Source organism: Mycobacterium sp. IS-1590 (genome assembly GCF_001500025.1).
Lineage (GTDB): Bacteria > Actinomycetota > Actinomycetes > Mycobacteriales > Mycobacteriaceae > Mycobacterium.
This window is the reverse complement of the sequence record NZ_LQIW01000002.1, coordinates 130,686-155,548: the sequence shown is the minus strand read 5'-3', so window position 1 is coordinate 155,548 and position 24,863 is coordinate 130,686. Positions and strand designations below refer to the sequence as shown.

The window sequence follows — 24,863 nt, the reverse complement described above, 5'->3', positions numbered from 1 at the left end:
GGAATGAGTCCCCCGAGCGGCCCCTTAAGATTGGCTGCGTGCAATCGGCCCATCGGCGTGACGTGAGCGTTTGCCCTGCGCAACGGGCATATTTGAGTTTGCTGCCGGTGTCCCAGCACGCCTCCGACCAGTCCGGCCGCCGGGGAGGTGTGTAGCGCGTGCGGCGCATTTTCCAACGCCTCAGCGTGCTGACGGCGGTGCTGCTGCTGACATTGGTCGCCGCCCCTCCGGCGGCGGCGATCGAGCCGCCGACGATCGATCCCGCTGCGGTGCCGCCGGATGAGACCGGGCCCGATCAGCCGATGGAGCAGCGCCGGGTCTGTTCGGCACCGACGGTGTTTCCCAATGCGAACTTCGCCGACCGACCCTGGGCGAACGACTACCTGCGGTTGTCCGAGGCGCAGAAATTCGCGACGGGCGCGGGCGTCACCGTCGCGGTCATCGACACCGGTGTCGTGGGCTCACCGCGGGTGCCCGCCGAGCCGGGCGGAGACTTCGTCGACCAGGCCGGCAACGGTATGTCGGACTGCGACGCGCACGGCACGTTGACCGCGTCGATCATCGCGGGTCGGCCCGCACCCAACGACGGCTTCGTCGGCGTGGCGCCCGACGCGCGCATCCTGTCGCTGCGGCAGACCTCCGAGGCGTTTCAGACCGTGGGCACGCGCCAGGACCCCAACGACCCGAACGCCACGCAGACCGCCGGATCGCTGCGCAGCCTCGCGCGCGCGGTGGTGCACGCGGCCAATCTCGGCGCGCAGGTCATCAACATCAGCGAGGCGGCCTGCTACAAGATCACCCGCCCGATCAACGAGACCAGCCTGGGCGCCGCGATCAACTACGCGGTCAACGTCAAGGGCGCGGTCATCGTCGTCGCCGCGGGCAACACCGGCCAGGATTGCGCGCAGAACCCGCCCGCCGATCCCGCGGTGCCGACCGATCCGCGCGGCTGGAAGCAGGTGCAGACGATCGTGAGCCCGGCCTGGTATTCGCCGCTGGTGCTGACGGTCGGCGGGATCGCCCAGAACGGCCAGCCGAGCACGTTCTCGATGTCGGGCCCGTGGTTGGGCGCCGCCGCACCCGCCGAGAACCTCGTGGCGCTCGGCTACGACGGGAATCCGGTCAACGCGCTGCAGGGCCAGGACGGACCGATCCCGATCAGCGGCACCTCGTTCGCTGCGGCCTACGTCTCCGGTCTGGCGGCGCTGCTCAAGCAGCGCTTTCCCGCGCTCACGCCGGCCCAGATCATGAACAGGATCACCGCGACCGCGCGTCACCCGGGCGGTGGTGTCGACAACTATGTCGGCGCGGGCGCCGTCGATCCCGTCGCCGCGTTGACGTGGGACGTGCCCGCCGGCCCGGAGCAAGTGCAGTACCGGGTCAAGGAGGTGCCGCCGCCGGTGTTCACCCCGCCGCCGGACCGCGGGCCGATCACCGCCGTCGTCGTCGCCGGAGCCGGGCTCGCGGCCGCGCTCGGGCTCGGCGCGCTGGCCCGCCGCGCATTGAGGCGCCGATGAACAGGATCCTCGGCATGTTCGGCCTGCGCTTCACCACGGGACACGCGATCTGGGCGGCGGCGCTGATGCCCGCGACCATCCTGGTGTTCGCCGAGCTGAACTTGCTGTGGCTCGGGATCACGATCGCCGTGCTGATCGGGCTGGGCTCGGTGGTGACCATCCGCGGGCTGCGGATCACCGGCTGGGTGGCCGCGGTGTTCGCGTGGCGGCGCAGGCATCGCGACGCCCCGCAGCAGCCGTCGGAACCCGCGGTGGGCGCCACCGTGATGCCGGGCGACCACGTCGCCGTGCGATGGCAGGACGAGCACCTGGTGGCGGCCATCGAGCTGGTGCCGCGGCCGTTCACCCCGACGGTGATCGTCAACGGCGCGGCGTTCACCGACGACGTCGTCGACACCCGGCTCGTCGAACAACTCGTCGCCGCTCACTGCCCCGACCTCGAGGCCGACGTGGTGTCATCGGGATATCGCGTCGGCAAAACCGCGCCCGCCACGCTGATCTCGCTCTACGAACAGGTCGTCGGCCCGTATCCGGCTCCGGCGAACCGGCGCACCTGGATCGTGCTGCGCGCCGATCCCGAGTCCACCCGCAAGTCGTCGCAGCGCCGCGAGTCCGGGGTCGCCGGGCTGGCGCGGTACCTGGTGGCCTCGGCGACGCGGATCGCCGATCAGTTGGCCGGCAACGGAATCGACGCCCGTCCCGCGCGCAGCTTCGACGATCTCGACCGCGCCACCGAGATCAGCTTCGAGCGCGAGACGTGGTCGGCGATCAAGGGACGCAGCACATTCACCGCGGCCTACACCGCGCCGGGCGGACCGGACGTGTGGTGGTCGGCGCGCGCCGACCATACGATCACCCGGGTCCGCATCCGGCCCGGTGAGGCCCCCCGGTCGACGGTGCTGCTGACCACCCTGGCCAATCCCGCTACGCCGCGCGGCTTTTCGTGTCTGTTCGGCGGGCAGCGGGCGGCGCTGCACGGCATCAGCCCGGTCGGCGACCGCCACTACGAACTACCGATCGGGTCGGCGGGGGTGCTGGTCGGTGAGACCGCCGACCGCTACCCGGTCTACCTGCCGTTCGACGACGTCGACGCCAGCATCAACCTCGGCGACTCCCGGCTGTTCACCCAGTTCATCGTGCGGTCCGCGGCCGCAGGCGCCGTCGTCACGCTGACACCGCAATTCAACGAGTTCGCCGGCTACGTCAACGCCAGGATCGGCAACGAGGCCAAGGTGGCCTGGCCGCACGCGACGACCTACCTCGGCCCGCACCCGGGCGTGGGCCGGGTGATCTTGCGCCACAACTACATCGACACGCCCCGCCATCGCCAGCTACCGATACGGCTGATCAATCCGCGCGAGGAGAGCCGCTACCAGATGGTCCTCGAGGGCTGAGCCGCCATGCGGGCGCAGGGGTAGCGATGGGCGAGATCCAGCGGGTCGAACCGGCGGAGCTCACCAGGCAGTCCGCGGAGATGCGCGGGGTGCAGTGGCACAACCCCGTCGCCGAAGCGGTGCTGCCGCCGGACGCGCTGCCCTCCTCGGCGGCCGCGGTCGCCAATCTGAACGCCAACGCGCAGTCGCTGCTGGAGTTTCAGCGCTGGGTCGAGGCGGAGAACCAACGCATCGCCGAGATGCTGCAGATCGCCGCCGACGCCTACTCGGCGGTCGACGAGACCTGCGGGCGGGCCATCGAGGATCCCACTCGCCGGGCAGCCGTCGAAGCGATCGCGGTGCCCGCCCCGCCGACGCCGCCGCCCGCGCTGCCTCATCCGGTCGGCGCTCTGCAGCCTCTCGATGCGGCCGGCTACAGCGACGTGCACAAGACGCAGGCCGATCTGGTGGCGGGGGACGACGGTGCGTCGCTGAAAATGGCCATGCTGCAGTGGGGTCTGGCCAGCACCCGGGTCTCCGGCAACGCCCCGCGGCCGCCCAGCGGCGATTGGGAGGGCCGGGCCGCCGACGCCGCGTACGCCCGAATGGCCGAATTCGGCGGCTGGCTGGAACAACTCGCCGCGGGGTGGCACGACCTGGCCGAGGCCGCGGCGAAAATCGTTGCGGCCCATGACAGCGCCAAGACCGAGCACGCCGGTATCCACACGGAGTACGTCGCGCTGGAGACGCAGCTGCTCGAGTTGGCGGCACAGGCGACCGTGGGCAACTCCGTCGTGGCGGCCACCGAGATGGCGAAGATCCAGAAGCGGATGCACGAGCTGCAGCAGCGGTCCGACGAGGTGCGCCGAGACTATGCGAGCGGGGCGACGTTCTCACCCGTCCGGCCCGCGATGCCGTCCAGCCCGGATACCGACGGCGCCGGCCTCGTCGCTGCCCCCGGCGGTACCGGTGCGCGATCCGGCGGGCAGCGCGCGGGTCTGCCGACGGACGGTACGGCCGGGTCACCGGCGGGGGCCGACGGTGCGACGGGCTCCGGTGCTGCCCCGGCAGGACGTGGCGCTCCCACCGGCGGTGGTGCGCCGTCGGGTGGCGGTGCGCCGTCGGGTGGTGGTGCGCCGTCGGGCGGTGGTGGCACCCCGGGCGGGGCCGCGGCACCGGGCCCGACGTCGCCGACCGATCCGCGGGTGCGCCCCGCCGCCGCCGGCGGTGCCGGAGCAGGTGGCGCGAGGGGCGGCGGCGCCGGCGGCGGTGGCATGCCTGGGACGCCGATGTCGGCACCGGTGACCGCCGAGACGGTCGCGCCCGCACCGAACGCGCCGGCCGGATTCGCCGCGCCGGGATCCTCGTCGGACGGCCGCGCGGGTACGGCGATGGCCGGCGGGATGGCCCCGATGGCGCACGGCGCGGGCGCCCAGCAGGGTAAGGAGAAGCGGCGCGATCCCCGGTTGGCGCCCGACGAGGACCTCTACACCGAGGATCGGCCGTGGACCGAGGCCGTCGTCGGCAATCGCAGGCGCCGAGCGGTCGCCGACGGCGAGAGGCGAGACGCCACGTGACCGGCGAGATGCATCCCGACGTCGCCGCGGTGTTGCGGCAGGCGCAGCAGTTGCAGTCGCTCATGGACGATCAGCTGCAGCGGATGAACTCGAAGACCTTCACCGGAACCGACGAATCCGAGACCGTGCGGGTGGAGCTGGACGGTCACCACAACCTGACGGCCGTCGTCATCGAGGACGGGCTGCTGAGCCTGGGCGTCGAGGAGGTTCAGAAGCGACTCAACGAAGCGCTGGAGGGCGCGACGGCCGCGGCCACCGCGTCGCTGCAGGCCGACCGGGACAGGATCGACGCCGCCGTCGCCGACATCACCGATCAAAACCGCTAGCGCACACCCTCTTTCGCGTACACCACCTGCAACACGTGGGCTACCTCCGGCCCCATCACCGTGCCGGCGAGTTCGCAGAAGGTGGTCACGAACCCCGGGCCGTGCGGCGGCGCCGCCTGGCACAGGTGGTGTGCGATCTCGTGCAGGACCACCAATTCTCTTAGTGCCCAACGGGTCTGGACTTCCGGCACCGCGATGACGGCACCGGTCTCGTCGGCCTCGTAGTGGGCCGCGCCGGCCCCGCGCCGCGGCCGTACGGCGAGGGGGGTCGCGCGCGGCCACCGTTGTCGCACCGCCGGCAGCGCCAGCACCTCGTCGACATACCGCTGCACCGACTCCACCGACGCGAACCGCGCCTCGGGCGGCAGCGTCAACGCGGTCCCGAAGAAATCGATGGCCCGGTTGCCGTGCTCGGCGGCCCTGTCGAACAACGTCCGGACGAACTCCTCGGCGGCGTACACCTTCGCCCGTTGGGTGTCGCGCGGTGTCACGTCTCCCCGGCGGCGCGGCGCCCGTTCTGCGTCAGCGCCGAACGCGCGTTCGCGAGTTCGGGGCTGGGCCCGAGCCTGGCCTTGCGACCTGCGCGGTCACCCGCGCGGCGGGCGGCCGAGGAGTAGCCGGCCGTCGCGCTGGTCGCCCGCCACGTCCCCCGCGCCTCCGACGTCTCGCGGTAGAAGTCGCGCAGCTCGAGGTCCTTGTCCCGCAACGCGATCGCGGTGCCCGGCCGGCTGTCGCGGCTGTTCGTGGCTTCCCGGCGGGCCTCCTCGCGCGCCTCGACCAGTCGCTGACCGATGCGGGCGCCGAACGCCAACTGGAAGTTGATCCGCGCCGTGATGGTGGGCGTGGGGCGGTGGGCACCCGACTCGATGTAGGCCTGCGAGGCCCTGACCATCTGCATGACCAGGCTCGCATAGAGCGCATGGCTGGTGTCGATGTCCTCGGGGAAGCCGTAGGCGTAGACGAACGTCGAGTTGGACGCGACATCGCATTTCACGTCGTTGGCGTGTGCGATCACGGTGAACAACTGCACATACGTCCGCAACCCTCGGGTGCCGGCGTTGCCGATCGTGATCGTGCGCTGCACCGGCATCTGCGCCTTCGTGCGCTGATCGGTGTGTGACCGGGCGACCGCAAGGTCGATGGAGGTGGCCGTGGCCAAGCGCTGCGCAGCGGCCATGAACGCGTCCGCCTCGTGCGGGTTGTCGGTGCCCTCGGCCTGGCGCAGCAGGGCGGCGATGCGGGCCAGCATCTTGTCGTCGGTCATGGGCGCCAGATTAGGGCTGCTCGGCGACAAAGCGGTCCAGCGCTTCGACGACCTGTGGAGAAAGCGGGTCTTGGGAAGCGTAGTTGGCGACGTTGTCGGTCGGGTCGTCGCGCAGCACGTGGTTGACGCCCTCGAGCTCGACGACAGTCAGTGCGGTGTGGCGGAGCGCGTCGGTGAGGGGCCTGATCGAGTCGCACGACGCCTGCGCGTCGGAGTCCGAACAGGTCAGCAGCACCGGCGTGCCCGCGGGCACCTTGGCCGCCAGTGTCAGCGGGTCGATCCTGTCGGCTTCGACGACCGCGTTGACGTTGCCCGGGTTCACCATCGCGCCGAGACCCTCCGGCAGGTTCGCGGGCACCGTCCCCGTGGTGCGGACCTGGTCGACGGCCGCCAGCCAGGCCGACAGCACCTCGGGAGTGGCGTTGGCGCGCACCCGGTTGGTGATGATGTCGAGGTAGCGGCCGGGCAGGGGCTGGAAAAGGCCGAGCGCGTGGACCTTCGGAGCCCCGGCGTCGGTGTCGCCGGCCAGCGTCATCGCATGGATGGTGCCCTCACCCACCGCGTAGACCGAGATGCGGGAGTCGTCGGTCCGCGGCTGGTCGGCCAGGTAGCGCACCGCGGCTTTCGCGCCCGTGGTGTAGACCGAGCTGACCACCTCGGTGGGCCGTTGCGCGTACGGGCCGAGGCCGGTCCGGCCGGTGCCCACCTTGTCGTAGCGCAGGCTGGCCACGTCGCGGTCCGACAGCAGTTCGGCCAGTTGGCGCATGTTGCCGACCGGCCCGGCGACCTGGTTGTCACCGTTGCGGTCGGTGGCGCCGCTCTCGGAGATCAGCAGCGCGGCGGGCCTCGTCGCCTCGCTGTTCTCGTAGCGGTACGTGCCGTGGATGGTCAGCTCGCCGGCGGTGAAGGTGACGTCCTCGTCGAGCCATTGCACCTCGTTCGAGGACGAACATCCCGACAGCACCACTATCAGTGAGAATGCCCCCGCGACAACCGCTTTCAAAGCTTGGCCTCGATCCACGAGGTGACGTCGTCGAGCACGAGGTCACGCTCGGGCTCGTTGAACACCTCGTGGTAGAGCTCGGGATAGACCTTCAGGTGCGCGTCGGTCGACGCGACACACGACAGCAGGTGGCGGCTGCCGGCGACGGGGATCAGCTTGTCCTGCTCGCCGTGCACCACCAGCAGCGGCGCGGTGAGCGCGGATGCCCGCTGCGGCATCGTCTCGCCGACCTTGATCAGCGCCTTGGCGACCCCGGCGGGGAGCTTGCCGTGGTGCACCATGGGGTCGGCCATGTACGCGGCCACCACGTCGGGGTCCCGCGACACCGCCTCGGTGGGCAGTTGCTCGACGGGGAGCCCGGGCAGGATGCCGCCGAGGATTTTGGCGACCGTGATCATGACCGGCGACACCCCGTCCTGGGCGTAGACGGCCGGCCCCGACAGCACCATCGCGGCGTAGTCGTCGGGGTGCTCGACGCCGTAGGTGAAGACGACACCGCCGCCCATGCTGTGGCCGAGGACGATGCGCGGCAGCCGGGGGTGCTCGTCGGCGGCGATCGTCACCAGGGTGTGGAAGTCGCCGGTGTACTCGCCGATGTTGCGCAGATGCACCCGTTTGCCACCGGATCGGCCGTGCCCGCGCAGGTCGAGCGCGTAGGTGAGCAGGCCCGCGTCACCGAACCGCTGCGCGACATGGTCGTACCGGCGGGCGTGCTCGGCGTATCCGTGGCAAAGCACCACCACGCCGCGCGGATCTCCCTCGGGAGTCCAGACGTCGTAGACGATGCGCACACCGCCGATACCGTCGAAGCTGCGTTCGCTGCGGGTCGTGGCCACGCAGCGAGACTATCCGTTGTCGGACCCTCTGATTAAGCTCGGCGACGTGACGGTCCTGGCCCACGATGTCGATGGCAGCAGCGCCGAGGATGCCTTCCTGGCCGACGCCCAGCGGTATCGCCGTGAACTGCTCGCGCACTGCTACCGGATGACCGGTTCCCTGCACGACGCCGAGGATCTGGTGCAGGAAACCTATCTGCGCGCGTGGAAGTCGTACAAAGGCTTCGAAGGCAAATCGTCGGTGCGCACGTGGTTGTACCGGATCGCCACCAACACCTGCCTGACGGCGCTGGAGAGCAGGCAGCGCAGGCCGCTGCCGACAGGTCTCGGGGCTCCGAGTTCGGATCCGCTCGACGACATCACCGCCCGCGAGGAGGTGCCGTGGCTCGAACCGCTGCCCGATCAAGCGGTCGACCCGGCCGACCCCTCGGTCATCGTGGGCTCTCGCGAATCGGTTCGGCTGGCGTTCGTCGCGGCACTTCAGCACCTTTCGCCGCGGCAGCGCGCCGTTCTGGTGATGCGCGACGTGCTGCAGTGGAAAGCCTCCGAGGTCGCCGATGCGGTCGGCGCGTCGACTGCGGCGGTGAACAGCCTGTTGCAACGGGCGCGTGCGCAGCTCGACGCCATCGGCCCGAGCGAGGACGACGAACTGCGCCCACCGGAGTCGCCGGAGGCCCAGGACCTGCTGACGCGCTACATCGCCGCGTTCGAGAGCTACGACATCGACAAGCTCGTCGAATTGTTCACCGAGGATGCCGTGTGGGAGATGCCGCCGTTCGACGGCTGGTATCAGGGCCCGCAGAACATCGTGGCTCTGTCGAAGACGCACTGCCCGGCGCAGGGCCCGGGGGATATGCGGTTCATCCGGACCACGGCCAACGGGCAGCCGGCCGCGGCGTTGTACATGCTCAACCGGGAGACCGGGCTGCACGAGCCGTTCCAACTGCACGTGCTCGACGTGACTGACCGCGGCATCGCCCATGTCGTGGCATTCCACGCCACGACCTTCGCCCCCTACGGGCTGGCCGACACCGTCTGACCTACGGCTTGCGGCCCAGCGCGAATTCGTCGATGCTCAGGCCCGCCTTGGCCGCTTCGGCCCGCTCGTATGCGATGTCGTGCCGGTAGCCGAGCACGACGCTGGTGATCAACGCGATCGAGATGACGCCCTCGGCGATGAAGAACGCCGCGAAGTCGATGAGTGAGCCGATCGGCGGGCCGCCGGGCACGGCGTTACGAAGCGGGATCAGAGCGAACAGGATCGCGGCCATCATCGAGCAGGCCGGCAGCACAAGGCCTCTGCGCCAGCGCAACGCGTAATAGGAGGCCGTGACGGCCGCCGCGGCCAGCCCGAGCATGAGCACCATCACGAATATGGCGAACACCATCGTCGGGGTGCTGCGGTGCATGAAGAGATCCGCGTCGACGCTGTCGCCTTCGACGTCCGGGTCGGGTGCCAGCCCGACCCGGAAGAACGAGTCGTTGTTGAACACGGTGAGCGTCGTGGGCAGCGCGGTGCCGTCGTCGGCCGCGATGTTGAGTCCGAGGAAGGCGCTGTAGCGATCGAAGGGGTAGTCGGTCGGAATCCCCACCATCCCGAACTTCTGCTCGATGACGGGCACGCTCTCCCCACTCGGCAGGTTGACCGAGGGGTTGGTGAAGGAGTTGCTCAGCAGCTTCGTGTCCATGCGCAGATGGCCGTCCGCGTCGGCGTACTTCCCGTTGGCCTCGATGTCGGTGATCGTCGCCGCCACGGTCGTCGTTTCGGTGTCGACCCGATTGACCCACACGGTGAGGTCGATCCGGTCGGGCTTGTCGAAGTCGCCGAGCTGCAGACCGTCCTCGGCCCAGTGCCTGCTGGATGCGTACAGCGCGAGGTTGCCCGCCATCAACAGCACCAACGCCACAGCGAAGACGGCGATCGCCCGCACAGCGCGCCATCTCGGCGAGGGTGTGCTCATCGCGGGCAGCGTATTACGAGCGGCGCTCGCGAACGCCGCTCGACGCGCAGGTCACCCGCCGAAAGCTACTCCGGCGAAGGTCCAGAGCGCTCATCTGCGCAGTTCACGGTCGAATTGGCACCCTTTCTAGAACGTGTTCTATAGTCAGCGGCCATGAAGACCAAGGGCGCACTGCTGTGGGAGCTCAACTCGCCGTTTCGCATCGACGAGATCGAGATCGGCGACCCCGTCGCCGACGAGGTCCAGATCCGCCTGCACGCCGCGGGCATGTGTCATTCGGACTACCACCTGACCACCGGCGCCACCCCGATCGGCCTGCCCGCGCTCGGCGGACACGAGGGCGCCGGCGTCATCACCAAGGTCGGTAAGAATGTCACCGGCCTGGAGGAGGGCGACCACGTCATTCTCGCGTTCATCCCGGCGTGCGGCCAATGCGCACCCTGCCTCAAGGGCCATCGCTCGCTGTGCGACCGCGGCGCCGTGCTGCTCGGCGGCAAGGCGATCGCCGATGGCACCTCGCGCGTGCACGCCGGCGGCACCGAGGTCTCGCCGATGAACCTGCTCGGCACGTTCGCGCCGTACATGACCGTGCACAAGGACTCCGTCGTCAAGATCGACAAGGACATCCCGTTCGAGTCGGCGGCCCTGCTGGGGTGCGCGGTGCCGACGGGCTTCGGGTCGGCCACCAACGTCGCCGAGGTGAACCCGGGCGAGACCGTCGTGATAGTCGGCGTCGGCGGCATCGGCATGAGCGCGCTGCAGGGCGCGGTGATCGCCGGCGCCCGCCACGTCGTCGCGATCGACCCGAACGAATGGAAGCGCGAACAGGCGATCAAGTTCGGCGCCACCCACGTCTACCCGTCGATGGCCGAGGCGATCGCACCCCTCATCGACCTCACCCACGGCGTCATGGCCGACAAGACCATCATCGCCGTCGGGGACATGAAGGGCTCCTACATCGAAGAGGCGCTGACGCTGACCACCAAGACCGGGACCTGCGTCGTCACGGGAATGGGCTCGATGATGGACGTCGACGTCAAACTCAACCTGTTCCTGTTCACGATGCTGCAAAAGACGTTGAAGGGCAACATCTTCGGCGGCGGCAGCTCGCACATCGAGACTCCGAAACTGGTCGGCCTGTACAAGTCGGGCCTGCTGAACATCGACGACATGGTCACCAGGACCTACCGCCTCGAAGACATCAACTCCGGCTATCAGGACATGCTCGACGGCCGCAACATCCGCGGCGTCGTCACCTATGACGAGGCGGACTGGTAACCACCCGCTCCAGCACCGCTTCCAAAACCTCGTCGAAGGCGCGCAACTGGGCGGGCGTCAGCGCCTCGAACACCGTGCTGCGTACCAGTTCTGCGTGCCCTGGTGCCGCTCGCCGCAACGCGGCGTGCCCGCCGTCGGTGATCGTGACGCTGGCGCCGCGCCGGTCGTCGTCGCTGCCGTGGCGCTCGAGCAGTGCGCGCCCGCGCATCCGTCGCAGCTGGTGTGAGAGCCTGCTCTGCTCCCACGAGAGCGCCTCGGCCAGGTCGTTGATGCGCTGTGGGCCGCGCTCGTTCAGCGCGACGAGCACCTCGTAGTCCGCCAGCGACAGTTCACAGTCGCGTTGTAGCTGCCGGTGCATCGCCGTCTGCAATCGGCTCGTCACCGTCAGGTATTTCCGCCAGACCTCTTGTTCGCGCCTCGTCAGCCACACGGAATACATGACACATCATCTATGTTGTCGCGTCCAGTAGCCCCCACCTAGGCTGGGCGCCGAGCGAGAGGTATGCCATGAACGCCCCCACCGTCGACATCCGCCGGGCTGACGACCGCGCGAAGACCACGATCTCCTGGCTGGACTCCAAGCACTCGTTCTCCTTCGGCAGCCACTACGAGCCGGAGAACACCCATCACGGCCTGCTGCTCGTCAACAACGACGACATCGTGAAACCGGGTACCGGCTTTGACACCCATCCGCACCGGGACATGGAGATCGTCACCTGGGTGTTGCGTGGATCGCTGGTGCACCAGGACTCCACCGGGCACTCCGGTGTGATCTATCCTGGCCTGGCGCAACGGATGTCGGCCGGCCGCGGCATCCTGCACTCGGAGAAGAACGACTCGTGGACGCTGACGGGCGCCGAAACCCACACAGAGCCGGTGCATTTCGTCCAGATGTGGGTGGTCCCCGACGAATCGGGGATCGACCCCGGCTACCAGCAACTCGAGATCGACGACGAGCTGCTGCGCGGCGGTCTGGTGACGATCGCCAGCGGGATGCCTGACCACCGCGACCGGACCGCGATCGCCATTCGCAACTCCTACGCCGCCCTGCACGGTGCACGCATGCAGGCCGGCGACAGCGTCGACCTGCCCGATGCCCCGTATCTGCACCTGTTCGTGCCTCGCGGCGAGGTCGCGCTCGAAGGCGCGGGCGCCCTGTACGAGGGCGACGCCGTTCGTTTCACGGGTACGGGGGGCCAGCGTGTCACCGCCACCACATCCGCCGAGATCCTCGTCTGGGAGATGCATGCGAGTTTGGCCGCGGCGTAACGCGATTGCCGGCATCGCCGTCTTGATGCTGGCGACGGGCTGCTCGTCGGATCCCCAGAGCGCGCCGGCGCCGAACCCTGCCCCGAGTGAGCCCCGGGTCACCGCGGAAACGTCCGGCGACCTGGCCGCGGTGACCGTCACCGTCGACCCGGACCTGGCGCAGGCGCCGTTCGACGAGCCGCGCCAGGCGCTCGTTCCCGCCGGATGGTCCATGTCGGTGTGGGCGCGTGTCCCGAAGGCGAGGCTGCCCGCGTGGGCACCCGACGGTGCGCTCCTGGTGTCGCAACCGAGCACGGGTGAGGTGCTGCGGCTGGCACCCACCGATGCGCAACCGCGCCAGTCGACGCTGCTCGCGGGACTCGACCAGCCGCACGGGCTGGCGTTCGCGGGGGACACGCTCTACGTCGCCGAAAGCGACCAGGTCGACGCGTACACCTACGCCGAGGGCGCGGCGACCGATCCACGCACGATCGCTCCGAACCTCCCCGACGCGAAGAGCCCAGACCTGCAGGGCGCGTATGCCCACGCGCTCAAGTCCGTCGCGATCGGCCCCGACGGCAGCGTCTACTTCTCGATCGGCTCGACCGGCAACATCACGGCCGCCGATCGGGACGCCGATCCGCCGCGCGCCTCGATCATGCGGATCCCGCCCGGAGGCGGCCCCGCCGAGCCGTTCGCGACCGGCGTGCGCAACGGGACCGGCCTGGCGGTCGCGCCGGACGGAGCGGTGTGGACCGCCGTCAACAACCGCGACAACGTGGCAGACCCGCAGACCGGCGAGGTCCGCCAGGACTACGTCAGCCTGCATCCGCCCGAGTCGGTGGCGCGGTTGACGCCCGGCCGCGAGCTTGGCTGGCCCTTCTGCAATCCCGACGGCGGGCCGGCGCGCCTACCGTTGATCCGCGACGTGCAGACCAACGCCGACGGCAGCCGCCTCGACTGCGCGGCCCTGTCGCCCATCGAACAGAGCCTCGGCGCGCACGCCGCCCCGCTGGGGATGAGTTTCACCGACGGCGTGTTACCGCCGCCGTACTCCAGCGGCGCCCTCGTCGGGGTGCACGGGTCGTGGAACCGGGAGCCGCCGTATGCCCCCGAGGTGGCGTTCTTCGGCTGGCGCAGCGGCGAACTCGCCGACAAGCAGACGCTGGTCGGCGGGTTCCAGTCCGACGACGGTTCGCGTTGGGGCCGCCCGGTGGGCGCGGTGGTCGGACCCGACGGCGCCGTCTACATCACCGACGACTACGCCGACGCGGTGTACCGGTTGGCCCCGCCGGGGCGTTAGCGGACGGCTTAGCGGACGGCGGTGCCGCGGGTCGTCCCCGAACGCCGGCCGGTGATGCCCAGGTAGATGGCGATCAGCACGATCGCGACGATGATGCCCACGAGGAACGGGATGACCTCCCAGCCGCCATTCGAGTTCGAGTAGCCGAGCTGATAGGTCAGCCAGGACCCGAGGAACGAGCCGAGGGCGCCCAGAACGATCGTCATGATCAGACCGATGTTCTGCTTACCCGGCATGATGAGCCGCGCCAGCGCGCCGACGATCAGACCGACGACGAGCGCGCTCAGGATGGTTCCGATCATTTCTGCTCCCTTTGTTGTCTGTCGCTGGCCGGTTACCCGTTAACCCCGGTTTCACGCGCCGGAGCGATGAGACCGGATCGTGATGCTGCTGTGACGCAAGTTGACGGTGTTCAAGGTGAGATTGAGAGTGTCACCGTTTCATTGTCGTACTTGGGGGCCTCACGTGTCGGCACGATCAGCAAACATCCAGCGTTTCGCGGCATCAGCCGCGGCGCTGCTGATGTGTGCGGTGTTGTCGACGGCCGGAGGTGCGCCCGCCGCCAACGCGGCCGGCGCGCGCGAAATGCTCGCCAACGCCATCGCCGCCACCCGCGGGTCCTATCTGGTCTATAACTTCGGCGGCGGCCATCCCGCCCCGATGCTCAACGCGGGCGGCGGCTGGTACGAGACCACCAGCGGCGGGCGTCTGATGATCATCAAGGCGGCGTCCACCCGCCTTGCGCCCCGTCTGCTGGTCGACTCGCACCGGGGTTACCAAGCGCGTTGCGAACGCGATCCGCGCGCCCGCACCGGAGAGGGACTGCTGCAGGCGTCGGAGATCTTCACTCCGCTGCAGGCCTGGCAGGCGCTCGGACAGCCGACAATCGCGATCAACGCCAACTTCTTCGACGTGCGCGGTCAACGAGGCGGTTCGTGGAAGTCCACCGGATGCAGTTCACCGCTGGGCGCCTACGTCGACAACACCCGCGGCCAGGGTAGGGCGAACGTGGCGGTGACCGGCACCGTCGCCTATGCCGGTAAGCAGGGGTTGTCCGGCGGTAACGAGCATTGGAAAGCGTTGTCCACCATGATTCTTCCGGTGGGCGGCGCACCCTACGTCGTACCGCCTTCCGGCCCCGACGATTACGACGCGGCTTCACCGGTGGTGCAGCGGCTGGTGGACGAGGGGGTGCGTTTCGTCGCGGTCGCAGGCATCGGCCTGCTCGCGCCGGGCGATACGGGTCAGCTCAACGACGGCGGGCCGAGCGCGGCGCGCACCGCGCTCGCCTACGCCAAGGACAAAGACGAGATGTACGTCTTCCAGGGCGGGAGCTACACCCCCGACCAGATCCAGGATCTGTTTCGCGGACTGGGCAGTGACAGCGCGATCCTGCTCGACGGCGGCGGTTCGTCGTCGATCGTGCTGCGTCGCGACACCGGCGGCATGTGGACCGGCGCGGGCGTGCCCCGCGGATCGTGTGACACCCGGCAGGTGCTGTGCGATTCGCGCGAACGCGGACTGCCGAGCTGGCTCGCGTTCAACTAGGCCGCGGCGCTGGCGGACCCTTCGCCGGACGTTCCGCTGCCCGCGTCGCCGGTGCCGGTGGTACCGGTGCCGGAGGTGCCGGTGCCGGTGGCCGGGGAGTCGTTGTCCGGCTTGGCATGTCGCGGTGACGATCCCGGTATCGCCCGGACCGGCTCGCCGTTGTCCGGCTTGGCGTGCTTCGGTCCGGACTTGGCGTCCGTGTTCGGACTGAACTTGTTACCCGGCTTGAAACCGGTCTTCGACGAGGCGGTCTCACCGTCCTTGCCGGTACCGGTCCTGGTCTCGCCGGTCTTCGTGTCACCGGTCTTCGTGTCGGCGGGCTTGGTCTCGGCGGGCTTGGTGTCGGCCGGCTTGGTCTCGGCGGGCTTGGTGTCGGCGGGCAGGGTTTCGCTCTGGAGGGCGTGACCCACGTCGGCCTTCACGTCCTCGACCGTCGTCTTTTCCGTCACGACCGTCTGCTCCACAGGCGTCTGAGCAACGGTTTGGTTCGCCAATTCGTCCTCGACGATGTCGTCTGCGGGCTCGCCTGCGACGACTTCCGCGACGACGCCGGAGGTGATCTCGTCAGCGGGCTCCTGCTCGTCCTCCTGCTCGTCCGTAACAAGAGTGAGCATCCGCGCGCCCGAATCGGGCAGGTCCGTCGGCGAGGGAAGTTCGTCTTCCTCCTGCGTGGCGTCCGCCAGGACATCCTCGGTGGCCTGTTCCACGGCCTCATCGACGATGTTGGTCAGCACGCTGGTTGGCGTTGTGCCCCACAGGGATCCGCCGGTGAGGAACCGGAGCAGGCTGGTCAGGACATTCGGCGTGCCTATGGTCGGGTTGCCGCTGAAGAACTCCTTGAAGATGCCCTGCACCAACTGGTTGAAGATGACACCGGGCACCTGGGCCCAGTCGACGCTCGGGAACGACATGAACGCCGTCGGGTCGCCGGCCTCGGTGAGGGTGCGCTCGTACCCACCCGTCTGCGGGTTGTAGTAGACGTCGGTGTAGCCGAGGTTCACCAAGCTGGTCAACGCCGGGGCCAGCGCGTTGGCCACCATGCTGAACGGGTTGTAGCGCGCGATCGCTCCGAGCGTGACGAGGTTGAGCACGTCCGCGGCCAGGTACAGCGGCTCGAGCAACGGCAGGGTCGCCGAGCGCAGCGTGAGATAGAGGTTGACCGCGAGCGGATCGCCGCCTGCGATGCGGTCTGCGAGGTCGTCGAGCTGCGCCAACTGCTCGGGGTCGAGTGTGACGCCGCGAAGCATGTAGGTCGGGAGCAGCCCCGCAAACAGGTTGTTGGCCAACGAGAACGGGTTCGGCCACGCCGCGAAATCGCTCAACAGGTCGTACTGCACCGTCGCGTCGATCTTGATCGGGATCAGGTTCGCGCCGCCGACGGAAAGTCCGGTGCCGGGCACCGGAAGGCCGCCACTGTAGGAAGCTTCGGTCTCCGGTGTGACCGTCTTGATGCCCGCCAGGCCGAAGAGGGGATAGAACCGGGCGAACATTCCGCCGTTGGCCCGTCCGGGGTTGCGCAGCAGGATCATCGGGAGAATCGTGATGCTGCCCAGCAGCGGGTGCTCGTCGGCGTTCTCCCCGCCCGGTTGGTTCACCAGATCAGCGACGATTCGCTCGTAGGCCGCCCCGGCGGAGAAGGCGCCGAGCCCCATGCTCAGGACGACGGGCACCCGGACCTCGACCACATCGATATCGGGGATGGGGAGGTCGAGCAGGTCCAACACGGGACCGAGGATGTCCAACTTGTTGAGGACATCGCCCAGCCTGACTTCCGCATCCAGGTACGGGGTGTTGTTGACCTCTTCGGCGATGGCGTTCGGCAGGCCCGGCACCCAGCCGAGGTCGACTCCCAGCAGCTTGAGCATGGTGAAGACCGGACCCGCGGTGATCACGTTGACCGGTCCGGGCAGGTTCGACAGGTTGAACGGATCGCTGAGGTCGAGGCCGAGTAGACCGGCCAAGCCGCCGAGCGTCTCGGGCAGCGAACCGGACAGCAGTTCGCTGAGCTGCGCCTCCACGCCGGGTGTGAGTATCCCAAGGGGGTCGATGAGCGCGCCGACAACACCGGGCACATCAATCGGAATTGCGCCGATGACGTCTCCGAGCAAACCCGGCGGGATCTGGCCCAGCACCCCGCCGAGCAGATTGTTCAGAACCGTTTCCGGGTCGGCGCCGGCCGCCTGCGCGAGCACGGCGAGGTTGAAGTTCTCGACCACCAGCCGGATCAGCACCTCGGCGGCGACCTGGCCGAGGTCGTACACCGCAGGGCCGAGGCCGAACGTGAGGTCGGGGATCTCATCCGGCCCGGGCCACTGATTCACCGCCGCGGCCAGGCTGACGTCGGCATCCACCACCGTCTTCGAGCCGTCATCCGGATCGGGCAGGGGTGCGGCACCGATGGTGAGCGCGGTGGCCGTCGCGGTGGCGGCACCTATCGCGGTGATTTTCTTGGAGCTCCGGCTGCGTCTGCGATGCTTGCCGTGTCTGCCAGCCACTGATCCGGTCCTTTCGAACGAAACAGCTATTTACGTGACCGTAACAGGCAGGCTCTCACGCTGGAACGATTTGAGCAAATCCCTTTGCTTGGTAAATAAGGACACTTATTAACCGGCGCGGCCTAATCAGCGGAATCGGCGTTCACCGGGTGAGGACGCTGCGCGCCGCGACGGCTGTTTGCCGCGCATAACCGCCACCGAAGAGCACGACGTGCGCCAGCAGTGGATAGAGCTGATGCAGTCCGACCCGGCCGCGCCACCCCGCCCGCAACGACCGCACGGATTGGTAGCCCTCGATCACTTGGTCGAAATGGGGGCAACCGAACAGCGCAAGCATCGCCAGATCGGTCTCGCGGTGACCACCGTGCGCGGCGGGGTCGATCAGCACCGCGCCGTGCGGTGTCCACATCACATTGCCGCTCCACAGATCGCCGTGCAGCCGGGCGGGTGGGTCGTCGTCGTCGAAATCGCCTTGTTCGCACATGTCCATCACGGTCTCGATGGTCGCGCGGCATTCCGCGTCGAGGCGCTCGGCCGCCGTGCGTGCCATCGGCGCCAGCCGCTCGCGTGCGTAAAAGGTGCCCCACCGTTCGTGTCTCCGCAACGACATGGGCAGCGGTTGGTGCATCGGCCCGAAGAAGCCGGGAGCCTCCCAACCGTCGGGCGGGGCTCCGAACGCCGCTGCTCCCGCGTCGTGGGTGTGCGCGAGCCGGCAGCCGAACTCCCGCGCCGCGGCTCGGCCGGGTGCGACGCTCCGCAGCCGTTCCAGGGTGAGGCTGGTGGCGTCGTAACCGAGCACCGTCGCACACGGCACCCCTCCGGGGGCCATCGAAAGCCATTGCAGCCCAGCTGCTTCACATGCGAAGAAGCCGACGGGCGCGGAAGCATTGCGCTTGACGAACTCCCCCATCGGTCAGGGTTGGCCGGACACCCTGCGCAGCACGGCATCGCGCACCCGGGTCGGCAACTTCGTCACCACGGCGACCTGCAGCTTGGGTCCCAGCCCCACCACGTAGCGCGGTCGTGGTCGGCGCGCGGTGAGCGCTTCCTCGACCACGCCGGAGACCTTCGAGGTCGGGACGGCAATCCGTTGCGAAACCGGCACCATCTTCTTCATACCCGCGATGTGTCTGGCGTACAGGGCGCGGTGCTCGGGGGACAGCGCCGCCTCGGCCTCGGCGACCATGCTGTCGGCGGTGCGCCACATGTCGGTGTCGGTCTGGGCCGGCTCGATCACGACAACCGGTATGCGCCAGGGCCGCAGCTCCATCCGCAGTGCGTCGGCCGCTGCCTCGAGCGCGAACTTGCTCGCGGCATACGCTCCGATCAACGGCATCGAGAGTCGGCCGTTGACACTGGAGATGAACACGATCCGGCCACGGGACTCCCGCATCCGCGGCAGCACCGCCCGCGTGACGGCGAGCTGGCCGATCACGTTGATCTCCAGTTGCTTTCGCCACTCGTCGGGCGTCACCGTCTCGATCGGCCCGCTGACCACCACACCGGCGTTGTTGACCACCGCATCCAGTCGCGCAGGCAGGATGTCGGCCAGCGCGGCGATCTGGCCGGCATCGGTGACGTCGAGGAGCACCGCCGATATCCGCTGCGCGTCGGACGCCGTGACCGCCTCGGCATCTGCGTCCGTGCGGACACCGGCGATCACCTGCCATCCGCGCGCGGCCATGTGCTCGGCGATCGCCCTGCCGATCCCCCGTGACGCGCCGGTGACGAATACCGAAGGCATGCGGCAAGACTAGCCCCGAGTCCGCCTTTCTCCGATCCAGAACAGGACACCACTGAGTGCCACCAGCGCCGCGGCGAGCCCGATGATGGGCGCGACGGTGAAGCGGGTCATCGTCGCGCCCACGACCGCCCCGGCGCACATCGTCAGAACCACGCTGTAGCGCAACTTCTCCCGTTCACCGGTGCCGCCGGCCAGCCGGCTGTCGAAACCGATCCGCACGATGGTCGTCGTCAACACCGTGGTCGACAACTCCTGGATACCGAACTGCTGGGCGCTGGAGTTCTGGACGCCGAACGCCACGGCGAGACCGGCGATCAGGAGCAGTTTCGTGTTGTCCTGATAGTCGAGCACGCCGGTCCCCGCGAGCACCGACAGCGCCGCGAGCAGCACGACCTCGAACGTCATGGTGATCGCCAGCCACCGCCGGACATCGGCGCCGAGGTGGCGGGTGAACCGGCCGCTGACCACCGCACCCGCGACGAAGCCGACGAACGCGACCAGCGCGGCGGTGACGTCCACCCCGGAATGCGGCACCAGCCAGAAGCCCAGGAAGATCACGTTTCCGGTCATGTTCGCCACGAACACGTGGCCGAGCTTCAGCACGCTGACCGCGTCGACCAGGCCGGTCGCGAACGTCATCAACAGAAGACAGGTGATCGTCAACCGTTGCGAGACAGGGGATTCGACCGCCACGCGTCAGGTCCCGACTACAACTGCGGTGTCAGATCCAGCGACGTGATGGTCGACATGTTCGTGATCAGCCACTTCGCGTCGCGGCGTTCCATCGTCAACCGGTAGGACAGGTAGCGCAGCGAGGGGATGTTCTTGCTCATCGGGCTGGTCGCCACCGAGTTGGTGTAGACGATCGCGGTGGCCTCGTCGGGGGCGAGGGTCTCGACCGCGGCGCCCAGCACCTGCGTGGTATTGGTGACCTGCGCCTGTTTGTTCGTCGCGACGATCGCGTCGATGTACTTGCGGTACTCATAGGCGAAGTCGCCGCCGAGGAATGCCGCCGACCGGTCCGGCAACGTCTCCATGTTGTCCGGGGTGTACGTCCACAGCGTGGAGATCGCGCTGGCCGCGGTCCGGGCCACGTCGAGTTTGGTGGCGATCTCGGCTCGCTCCGACAGGTAGGGCTGCAGGCTCGACGCAGCGAACGCGGCGGCACCGACGAACAGCACGGCGGCCGCCGCCACCGCCGCGATGAGCCGCTTGCCTGCGGGCCGGTGCGGGACGAATCGCACTTCCTGTGGCACGACGGACTCGTCGTCCGTGGGATCGGGGTCGACGGTGTCGTCGTCGTCCGTGGGATCGGTGTCGGCGGTGTCGTCGTCGTCCGTGGGATCGGGGTCGACGGTGTCGTCGTCGTCCGTGGGGTCGGGGTCGACGGTGTCGTCGTCGGCCTCCTCGACGCGCGTCCGCTCCCGACGTTTTGCCTTGCCGACCGGTCGAGGCGCGGGCGTGTCCGCTGCGGCCTGCGCCTCCGCCGCGGCCGAATCCGGAGCGGCGTTGACCGATTCTTTCTGTCGACGGCGAAGGAAGGACCACCGGCGGCGCGGTGCCGCGGTGAATTCCGCCGAGGGCCCGGTGGTCAGATCACCTGGATCAGCTGGCTGATCTTCCACTGCTGTCCTTCCTTGATAGCCGTTGCCACCCAACGACTTCCGCTCTCGACTGTCGATTTGCCGTCGGGACCTTTGGTGGACACCTTGGTCGCGACCAGGATGTCGGCGCTGCCGTTGTCGTTCCACCGCTGCACGCCCGCGGCCAGTACGGCGCCGCTGGTCGGCTCCGCCTGCGCAACCTGGATCAGGATCTCGTTCTGCTTCTCCTTGAACATCCTCGCGAAATCACCCGTCCCCTGCGCCAGGATCCGGTCCACGTAGGCGTTGGCGTTGAAGGGGTCCAGCGACGTGTAGTCGGTCATGAATTCGCTGACGTACACCAACGCGGCCTGGTCGTTGGCGACCGTCCGGCGATCGTTCTCGTGGCTGACCAACATCAGCGATCCCGCCGCGATCGCGGCGGCCATCACAAGTGCCGCCGCGGCAGCGATGACCGGCAACCCCCAACGGCGCGGCGGCTTCGGTTTCACCTCGAAGAAGTCCCGCTCGTCGGCGTCGACTCTGCGCCGCGGGCTCATCGGCCCTGCGCATTCATCTGCGGCCGCTTCAGCACCGTGAGATCGGCGACGCGCCACTGGCCGTCACCGGATTTCGCGAACTCGGCCTGCACGGTCGCGGTGATGAACTTCAGCTCCTTGGGGTCATCGCCCCGCTGGCCTTGCAAAGCCAGCAGCATCTCCGCGGTGTCCGGCGTCGCTTTCAGTACCGCGCTGCTGACCGCCCAGTACTCGTTGGAGGTGACACCCGCGCTCTGCCCGGCCTTCTGCTGCTCGATCAACTGCTCGCGGTAGCCGTCGGTGGTCAGCGACTGTGCCCGCTCGAAGTCCTGCGCCATGGTGTCGCTCTTGAAGCTCAGCATCTGCTCGACGATGCGCGGGCCCTGTTCGGCGATGTGGTTCCTGGTCTGCTCCACCGCGCGCTCGTGGCGATACACCACCCAGTAGTTCACCGCCACAGCCGTCGCGCAGGCCAGCGCCGCAACGACCGCCACAGCGGCGGTCAGCTTGCGGACGTTGCGCTCCGGCGGCGACACCGGACGAACCTCGGTGCGCAACAGCAGGTCGGCGAAGGTGCGTCGGCGTCGGTCCCACAGCGGCCACAGCCACCCGACGAACAGGGCCGCGGTGTCGAGCACGTGCGCGACCTCGCGCAGGAGTAGGCGCCACACTCCCGGGGGAGAGCCGTCGCGTCTGCGGACCGCGATACCGAGTAGGGCCCGCCCGAGCGAGAAACCCAGGACCGTCGGCAGCACGAGGCGATTGACCGCCATCGCCAGCACGACCGCCCCCATCGCCACCAGATATCCCCACCACAGCGGGCTGCGCTGCGGTGCGGTCAGCGACACCAGCGCCAGCGTCGTGACCACCGCGAGCCCGATCAGGACGTCGACGGCGAATGCGCCTGCCCGGGCCGACCAGGACGCGACCGGTTCGTCGACGGCCAGGTCGGCGTCGGTCGGGTCCGGCGGCGCTTCGATCAGGGACGTCACGAGGTGACCTGGTCGAGTTTGGCGATCTTGTAGGAGCCTTCGTCGTCGGGCGCCATCTTCACGCGGAGCCGGTAACCCTGCTCCTGATCGGCGACGTCGGAATTGGTCACCTTCACCCGCACCGCGACGAGGACGTCGAACGTTCCGTCGTCGTTGTGCTTTTCCACCGCTGCCCGCATGTCCGACACCTGCACCTGGACCTGCGCCGCCTGGTAGGCCTCGGCCAGCACACCGGCATACAGCGATGACTGCACGGCGAAATCACCCGTCGAGCATTCGATGATCCGGGACTGGGCGGCCGTCATGGCCGCGGTGTCGGGAGCATGCGTCGCGGACACACAGTCCTTGGCCGCCTGCAGAGCGGCGGCCTCGGCGCGATCGGCGGCCGCGACCTTCTGGTCGTTGCGGAACAACAGGTAGCCCGCGACACCGCCCGCGGCGGCCAACAGCAGCAGCGCCGCGCAGATCCCGCCGGCCATACCGCGCCCGATCCGGGACGGCCGGCGGCGCGCATCGTCACGATCTACGGCGTTCGGGTCCTGCGCGGGTGCGCTCTCTGCAGATTCTGCTAACGGCTCGTCTGACGTCTCATCAGCGTCGGTGGGGTTCAGCCGGCGGGTGCCAGCATCTCCTTCCATCCGTCATCTCCTGGGTTGCTCGAGTTGCTGACGTTGTATCGCACGCCGTCGGGTCCGACCACCTGCCCGCTGGCCGGGCTGTAGACCGCTGAGGAACCGGGTGGCCCTGGTGCCGGAGTGTAGATGCACGGGTTGGGTTGCTGTCCACTGCAGGTCACGGTGCCCTGTCCCGGCGGGCTCAACGGGTCGCTGATCGGGGCCGTGACCCGGGGAGGCGGCAGGTCGCTCGCCGGTGCCGGGTTCATGCCGTTGTTGACCGAGGGGGCCTGGATCACCCCGCGGCCGGGGTTCACCCCCTGGTCGCAACGCGCGCCCGGTGCCGGGCACGACAGGACCTGGTTGGGATCGCCGTACCACGGATTGGTACCCAGCGGCACGTACGGTTCGGGGCTTCGGCATTCCGTCGGTGTGGCCGCACGCTTACCGGGCACGTCGACGCACGGATAGTTGCGCGCGCCGCGAACGACGTTGGCCTGGTAGTCCTTCGGGATCTTGCAGTACGTGCCCTTGGGCAGCGGGGCCATCGACACGTCGGCCGGCGCGCGCCATTCGGAGGCGGGCAGGAAGCCGGTCAGACACGGCGGTGGCTGGTTGATCGACAACGCCAGCGGCAACTGGCCGACGTCTTCGAAGAGCAGGCCCGCCTGGGCGACCGATGAACCCTGCGGCAACATCACCAGGACCTGTTCGAGCCCCTTGTGATAGCGCTTGAGCATGTCGATGACGATCGTCAGGTTCGCGAGCGTCTGCGGAAGCGACTCCCGCACCCCGCTGAACACCGCGTTGACCTGATCCAGCGTCGGCGCCGCCTGCTGCAGGCCACTACGCAGCGCCGGATCCTGCTCAGCGGCCTGCGCGGCGATCACATTCAGGTTGCGCGACCACCGCTCGATGTTGTCGCCGGACTGCACCTGGCTGTCCAGGATCGGCCCCGCGTTCTCGATGATGTCGTTGACCTGCGGCAGATTCTCCTGGAAACCCTGCGCGACCTGCGTCGTCGAATCGACCAGGCGCTGCAGCGCCGGACCCAGACCACCCACCGCCTCCGAGGTCTCGGTCAGCAGCCTGTCGATCTTCTCCTTCGGCAACACCGCCAGTCCCCGGTTCGCCGCATCCAACGCCGGACCCACCTCGGAGGGCACCGTGCTCTCGGTGATCGTCGAACCCGGCGCCAGGTACTGACCCGGGCTGCCCGTGGAGACCAGATCCAGATACTGCTCGCCGATCGCCGACACCGAATGCACATTGGCGGTCGCATCGGCGGGGATCTTGTAGCGGTCCTCGATCCTCATGACGGCCACCGCACCGCGCTCGGTCGGCTCCACCGAGGTGACCTTGCCGATCTGCGTCCCTCGATAGGTCACGTTGGCCGTCGCGTACAGGCCACCCGAACGCGGTAGCTCAGCGCGCAGTTCGTATTGGCCGAGCCCCATCAGCGACGGGATACGCAGGTAGTACCACCCCAGCACCACCAACGCGATCACCGTCAGGATGACGAACAACACCAACTGAATTTTGATGAACCGGGTCAGCATGACTCATCACCGCGTCCCACCCTCGAACCATCGCAGCGGTGAACGCCGGATGCGCGCACCGTCCCCAAGACATCGGTCCTCGCCCGGTCACGCCGACCAGTGT

25 protein-coding genes are annotated in these 24,863 nt (G+C 68.7%); 9 read left to right on the top strand and 16 right to left on the bottom strand.

What is annotated here, in order from left to right:
* Positions 1-158 precede the first annotated feature (158 nt).
* The 4 genes from mycP to AU197_RS03475 are packed head-to-tail and all read left to right on the top strand — an operon-like array spanning position 159 to position 4,793.
* Entirely contained in the window at positions 159-1,517 is a 1,359-nt protein-coding gene (gene mycP / locus AU197_RS03490) for a type VII secretion-associated serine protease mycosin (protein ID WP_286145546.1), read from the top strand.
* Positions 1,514-2,911 carry a type VII secretion protein EccE gene (eccE, locus tag AU197_RS03485; protein ID WP_064401127.1) on the top strand — a complete coding sequence of 466 codons (1,398 nt, stop codon included), beginning with the start codon at positions 1,514-1,516 and terminating at the stop codon, positions 2,909-2,911. Before mycP ends, eccE begins: the two co-directional genes overlap by 4 nt.
* Before the next feature lie 26 nt (positions 2,912-2,937).
* Positions 2,938-4,467 carry a PPE domain-containing protein gene (locus tag AU197_RS03480; protein ID WP_064401126.1) on the top strand — a complete coding sequence of 510 codons (1,530 nt, stop codon included), beginning with the start codon at positions 2,938-2,940 and terminating at the stop codon, positions 4,465-4,467.
* On the top strand, positions 4,464-4,793 hold the full coding sequence (locus AU197_RS03475) for a YbaB/EbfC family nucleoid-associated protein (RefSeq protein ID WP_231744808.1): 330 nt from the start codon (positions 4,464-4,466) through the stop codon (positions 4,791-4,793). Before AU197_RS03480 ends, AU197_RS03475 begins: the two co-directional genes overlap by 4 nt.
* On the opposite strand, the gene AU197_RS03470 is transcribed toward AU197_RS03475, so the two are convergent.
* The 4 genes from AU197_RS03470 to AU197_RS03455 are packed head-to-tail and all read right to left on the bottom strand — an operon-like array spanning position 4,790 to position 7,896.
* Positions 4,790-5,284, bottom strand: coding sequence for a TIGR04338 family metallohydrolase (locus AU197_RS03470; RefSeq protein ID WP_064401125.1), 495 nt, complete (start codon positions 5,282-5,284; stop codon positions 4,790-4,792). The genes AU197_RS03475 and AU197_RS03470 overlap by 4 nt on opposite strands.
* Positions 5,281-6,057, bottom strand: a complete 777-nt coding sequence (locus AU197_RS03465) for a DUF2786 domain-containing protein (RefSeq protein WP_064401124.1) — start codon at positions 6,055-6,057, stop codon at positions 5,281-5,283. Before AU197_RS03465 ends, AU197_RS03470 begins: the two co-directional genes overlap by 4 nt.
* Positions 6,058-6,067: 10 nt before the next feature.
* Complete coding sequence (locus tag AU197_RS03460; RefSeq protein WP_502687852.1) at positions 6,068-7,024, bottom strand: alpha/beta hydrolase family protein; 957 nt, start codon at positions 7,022-7,024, stop codon at positions 6,068-6,070.
* A 32-nt stretch (positions 7,025-7,056) separates the two neighbouring features.
* On the bottom strand, positions 7,057-7,896 hold the full coding sequence (locus tag AU197_RS03455; protein ID WP_064401122.1) for an alpha/beta hydrolase: 840 nt from the start codon (positions 7,894-7,896) through the stop codon (positions 7,057-7,059).
* Between the two features lie 16 nt (positions 7,897-7,912).
* Here AU197_RS03455 and AU197_RS03450 point away from each other — a divergent pair, with 16 nt between their 5' ends.
* Positions 7,913-8,935 (top strand): sigma-70 family RNA polymerase sigma factor, encoded by a 1,023-nt coding sequence (locus AU197_RS03450; RefSeq protein WP_064401121.1) that lies wholly within the window; start codon positions 7,913-7,915, stop codon positions 8,933-8,935.
* Between the two features lies 1 nt (position 8,936).
* Here AU197_RS03450 and AU197_RS03445 read toward each other — a convergent pair whose 3' ends face one another.
* On the bottom strand, positions 8,937-9,857 hold the full coding sequence (locus tag AU197_RS03445; RefSeq protein ID WP_064401120.1) for a DUF8686 domain-containing protein: 921 nt from the start codon (positions 9,855-9,857) through the stop codon (positions 8,937-8,939).
* A 153-nt stretch (positions 9,858-10,010) separates the two neighbouring features.
* Between AU197_RS03445 and AU197_RS03440 the strand changes: the two genes are divergently transcribed.
* The gene (locus AU197_RS03440; RefSeq protein WP_064401119.1) at positions 10,011-11,135 is read left to right on the top strand and encodes an NDMA-dependent alcohol dehydrogenase; all 1,125 of its coding nucleotides are present in this window, start codon (positions 10,011-10,013) and stop codon (positions 11,133-11,135) included.
* Here AU197_RS03440 and AU197_RS03435 read toward each other — a convergent pair.
* Entirely contained in the window at positions 11,110-11,574 is a 465-nt protein-coding gene (locus tag AU197_RS03435) for a MarR family winged helix-turn-helix transcriptional regulator (protein WP_064401118.1), read from the bottom strand. The genes AU197_RS03440 and AU197_RS03435 overlap by 26 nt on opposite strands.
* 68 nt (positions 11,575-11,642) lie before the next feature.
* Here AU197_RS03435 and AU197_RS03430 point away from each other — a divergent pair, with 68 nt between their 5' ends.
* Positions 11,643-12,404: a pirin family protein gene (locus AU197_RS03430; protein WP_064401117.1), complete on the top strand. Its 762-nt coding sequence runs from the start codon at positions 11,643-11,645 to the stop codon at positions 12,402-12,404.
* Positions 12,382-13,686 carry a PQQ-dependent sugar dehydrogenase gene (locus AU197_RS03425; RefSeq protein ID WP_064401116.1) on the top strand — a complete coding sequence of 435 codons (1,305 nt, stop codon included), beginning with the start codon at positions 12,382-12,384 and terminating at the stop codon, positions 13,684-13,686. The genes AU197_RS03430 and AU197_RS03425 overlap by 23 nt, the downstream gene beginning before the upstream one ends.
* A gap of 8 nt (positions 13,687-13,694) precedes the next feature.
* On the opposite strand, the gene AU197_RS03420 is transcribed toward AU197_RS03425, so the two are convergent.
* Positions 13,695-13,988 (bottom strand): GlsB/YeaQ/YmgE family stress response membrane protein, encoded by a 294-nt coding sequence (locus AU197_RS03420; RefSeq protein WP_064401115.1) that lies wholly within the window; start codon positions 13,986-13,988, stop codon positions 13,695-13,697.
* A 220-nt stretch (positions 13,989-14,208) separates the two neighbouring features.
* Here AU197_RS03420 and AU197_RS03415 point away from each other — a divergent pair, with 220 nt between their 5' ends.
* Positions 14,209-15,234: a phosphodiester glycosidase family protein gene (locus tag AU197_RS03415; protein WP_082696487.1), complete on the top strand. Its 1,026-nt coding sequence runs from the start codon at positions 14,209-14,211 to the stop codon at positions 15,232-15,234.
* On the opposite strand, the gene AU197_RS26570 is transcribed toward AU197_RS03415, so the two are convergent.
* The 9 genes from AU197_RS26570 to AU197_RS03370 form a co-directional block, all read right to left on the bottom strand.
* Positions 15,231-17,729 carry an alpha/beta hydrolase family protein gene (locus AU197_RS26570; RefSeq protein ID WP_064401113.1) on the bottom strand — a complete coding sequence of 833 codons (2,499 nt, stop codon included), beginning with the start codon at positions 17,727-17,729 and terminating at the stop codon, positions 15,231-15,233. The two genes, AU197_RS03415 and AU197_RS26570, sit on opposite strands and share 4 nt — an antisense overlap.
* Before the next feature lie 142 nt (positions 17,730-17,871).
* Positions 17,872-18,639: a fructosamine kinase family protein gene (locus AU197_RS03405; protein ID WP_064401112.1), complete on the bottom strand. Its 768-nt coding sequence runs from the start codon at positions 18,637-18,639 to the stop codon at positions 17,872-17,874.
* Positions 18,640-18,642: 3 nt separating this feature from the next.
* Positions 18,643-19,473, bottom strand: coding sequence for an SDR family NAD(P)-dependent oxidoreductase (locus AU197_RS03400; protein WP_064401111.1), 831 nt, complete (start codon positions 19,471-19,473; stop codon positions 18,643-18,645).
* A gap of 9 nt (positions 19,474-19,482) precedes the next feature.
* Positions 19,483-20,166, bottom strand: a complete 684-nt coding sequence (locus AU197_RS03395; protein ID WP_064401110.1) for a YoaK family protein — start codon at positions 20,164-20,166, stop codon at positions 19,483-19,485.
* Between the two features lie 14 nt (positions 20,167-20,180).
* Positions 20,181-21,098 (bottom strand): hypothetical protein, encoded by a 918-nt coding sequence (locus AU197_RS26195; RefSeq protein WP_064401109.1) that lies wholly within the window; start codon positions 21,096-21,098, stop codon positions 20,181-20,183.
* Entirely contained in the window at positions 21,065-21,616 is a 552-nt protein-coding gene (locus tag AU197_RS03385) for an Rv1363c family protein (RefSeq protein WP_064401188.1), read from the bottom strand. The genes AU197_RS26195 and AU197_RS03385 overlap by 34 nt, the downstream gene beginning before the upstream one ends.
* Complete coding sequence (locus AU197_RS03380) at positions 21,613-22,587, bottom strand: RDD family protein (protein ID WP_064401108.1); 975 nt, start codon at positions 22,585-22,587, stop codon at positions 21,613-21,615. Before AU197_RS03380 ends, AU197_RS03385 begins: the two co-directional genes overlap by 4 nt.
* A complete protein-coding gene (locus AU197_RS03375) occupies positions 22,584-23,225 on the bottom strand; it encodes an Rv1363c family protein (protein WP_064401107.1) in 642 nt (213 codons plus the stop codon). Before AU197_RS03375 ends, AU197_RS03380 begins: the two co-directional genes overlap by 4 nt.
* Entirely contained in the window at positions 23,195-24,760 is a 1,566-nt protein-coding gene (locus AU197_RS03370; protein WP_064401106.1) for an MCE family protein, read from the bottom strand. The genes AU197_RS03375 and AU197_RS03370 overlap by 31 nt, the downstream gene beginning before the upstream one ends.
* Positions 24,761-24,863 lie beyond the last annotated feature (103 nt).

Bases quoted from the DNA above. Each gene is read 5' to 3' on its own strand.
- AU197_RS03445 (WP_064401120.1), bottom strand. From the start codon at position 9,857: ATGAGCACACCCTCGCCGAGATGGCGCGCTGTGCGGGCGATCGCCGTC.
- AU197_RS03375 (WP_064401107.1), bottom strand. From the start codon at position 23,225: ATGGAAGGAGATGCTGGCACCCGCCGGCTGAACCCCACCGACGCTGAT.
- AU197_RS03440 (WP_064401119.1), top strand. From the start codon at position 10,011: ATGAAGACCAAGGGCGCACTGCTGTGGGAGCTCAACTCGCCGTTTCGC.
- AU197_RS03385 (WP_064401188.1), bottom strand. From the start codon at position 21,616: ATGAGCCCGCGGCGCAGAGTCGACGCCGACGAGCGGGACTTCTTCGAG.
- AU197_RS03405 (WP_064401112.1), bottom strand. From the start codon at position 18,639: ATGGGGGAGTTCGTCAAGCGCAATGCTTCCGCGCCCGTCGGCTTCTTC.
- AU197_RS03370 (WP_064401106.1), bottom strand. From the start codon at position 24,760: ATGCTGACCCGGTTCATCAAAATTCAGTTGGTGTTGTTCGTCATCCTG.
- AU197_RS03465 (WP_064401124.1), bottom strand. From the start codon at position 6,057: ATGACCGACGACAAGATGCTGGCCCGCATCGCCGCCCTGCTGCGCCAG.
- AU197_RS03425 (WP_064401116.1), top strand. From the start codon at position 12,382: ATGCGAGTTTGGCCGCGGCGTAACGCGATTGCCGGCATCGCCGTCTTG.
- AU197_RS03480 (WP_064401126.1), top strand. From the start codon at position 2,938: ATGGGCGAGATCCAGCGGGTCGAACCGGCGGAGCTCACCAGGCAGTCC.
- eccE (WP_064401127.1), top strand. From the start codon at position 1,514: ATGAACAGGATCCTCGGCATGTTCGGCCTGCGCTTCACCACGGGACAC.
- AU197_RS03420 (WP_064401115.1), bottom strand. From the start codon at position 13,988: ATGATCGGAACCATCCTGAGCGCGCTCGTCGTCGGTCTGATCGTCGGC.
- AU197_RS03435 (WP_064401118.1), bottom strand. From the start codon at position 11,574: ATGTATTCCGTGTGGCTGACGAGGCGCGAACAAGAGGTCTGGCGGAAA.
- AU197_RS03430 (WP_064401117.1), top strand. From the start codon at position 11,643: ATGAACGCCCCCACCGTCGACATCCGCCGGGCTGACGACCGCGCGAAG.
- AU197_RS03415 (WP_082696487.1), top strand. From the start codon at position 14,209: ATGTGTGCGGTGTTGTCGACGGCCGGAGGTGCGCCCGCCGCCAACGCG.
- AU197_RS03400 (WP_064401111.1), bottom strand. From the start codon at position 19,473: ATGCCTTCGGTATTCGTCACCGGCGCGTCACGGGGGATCGGCAGGGCG.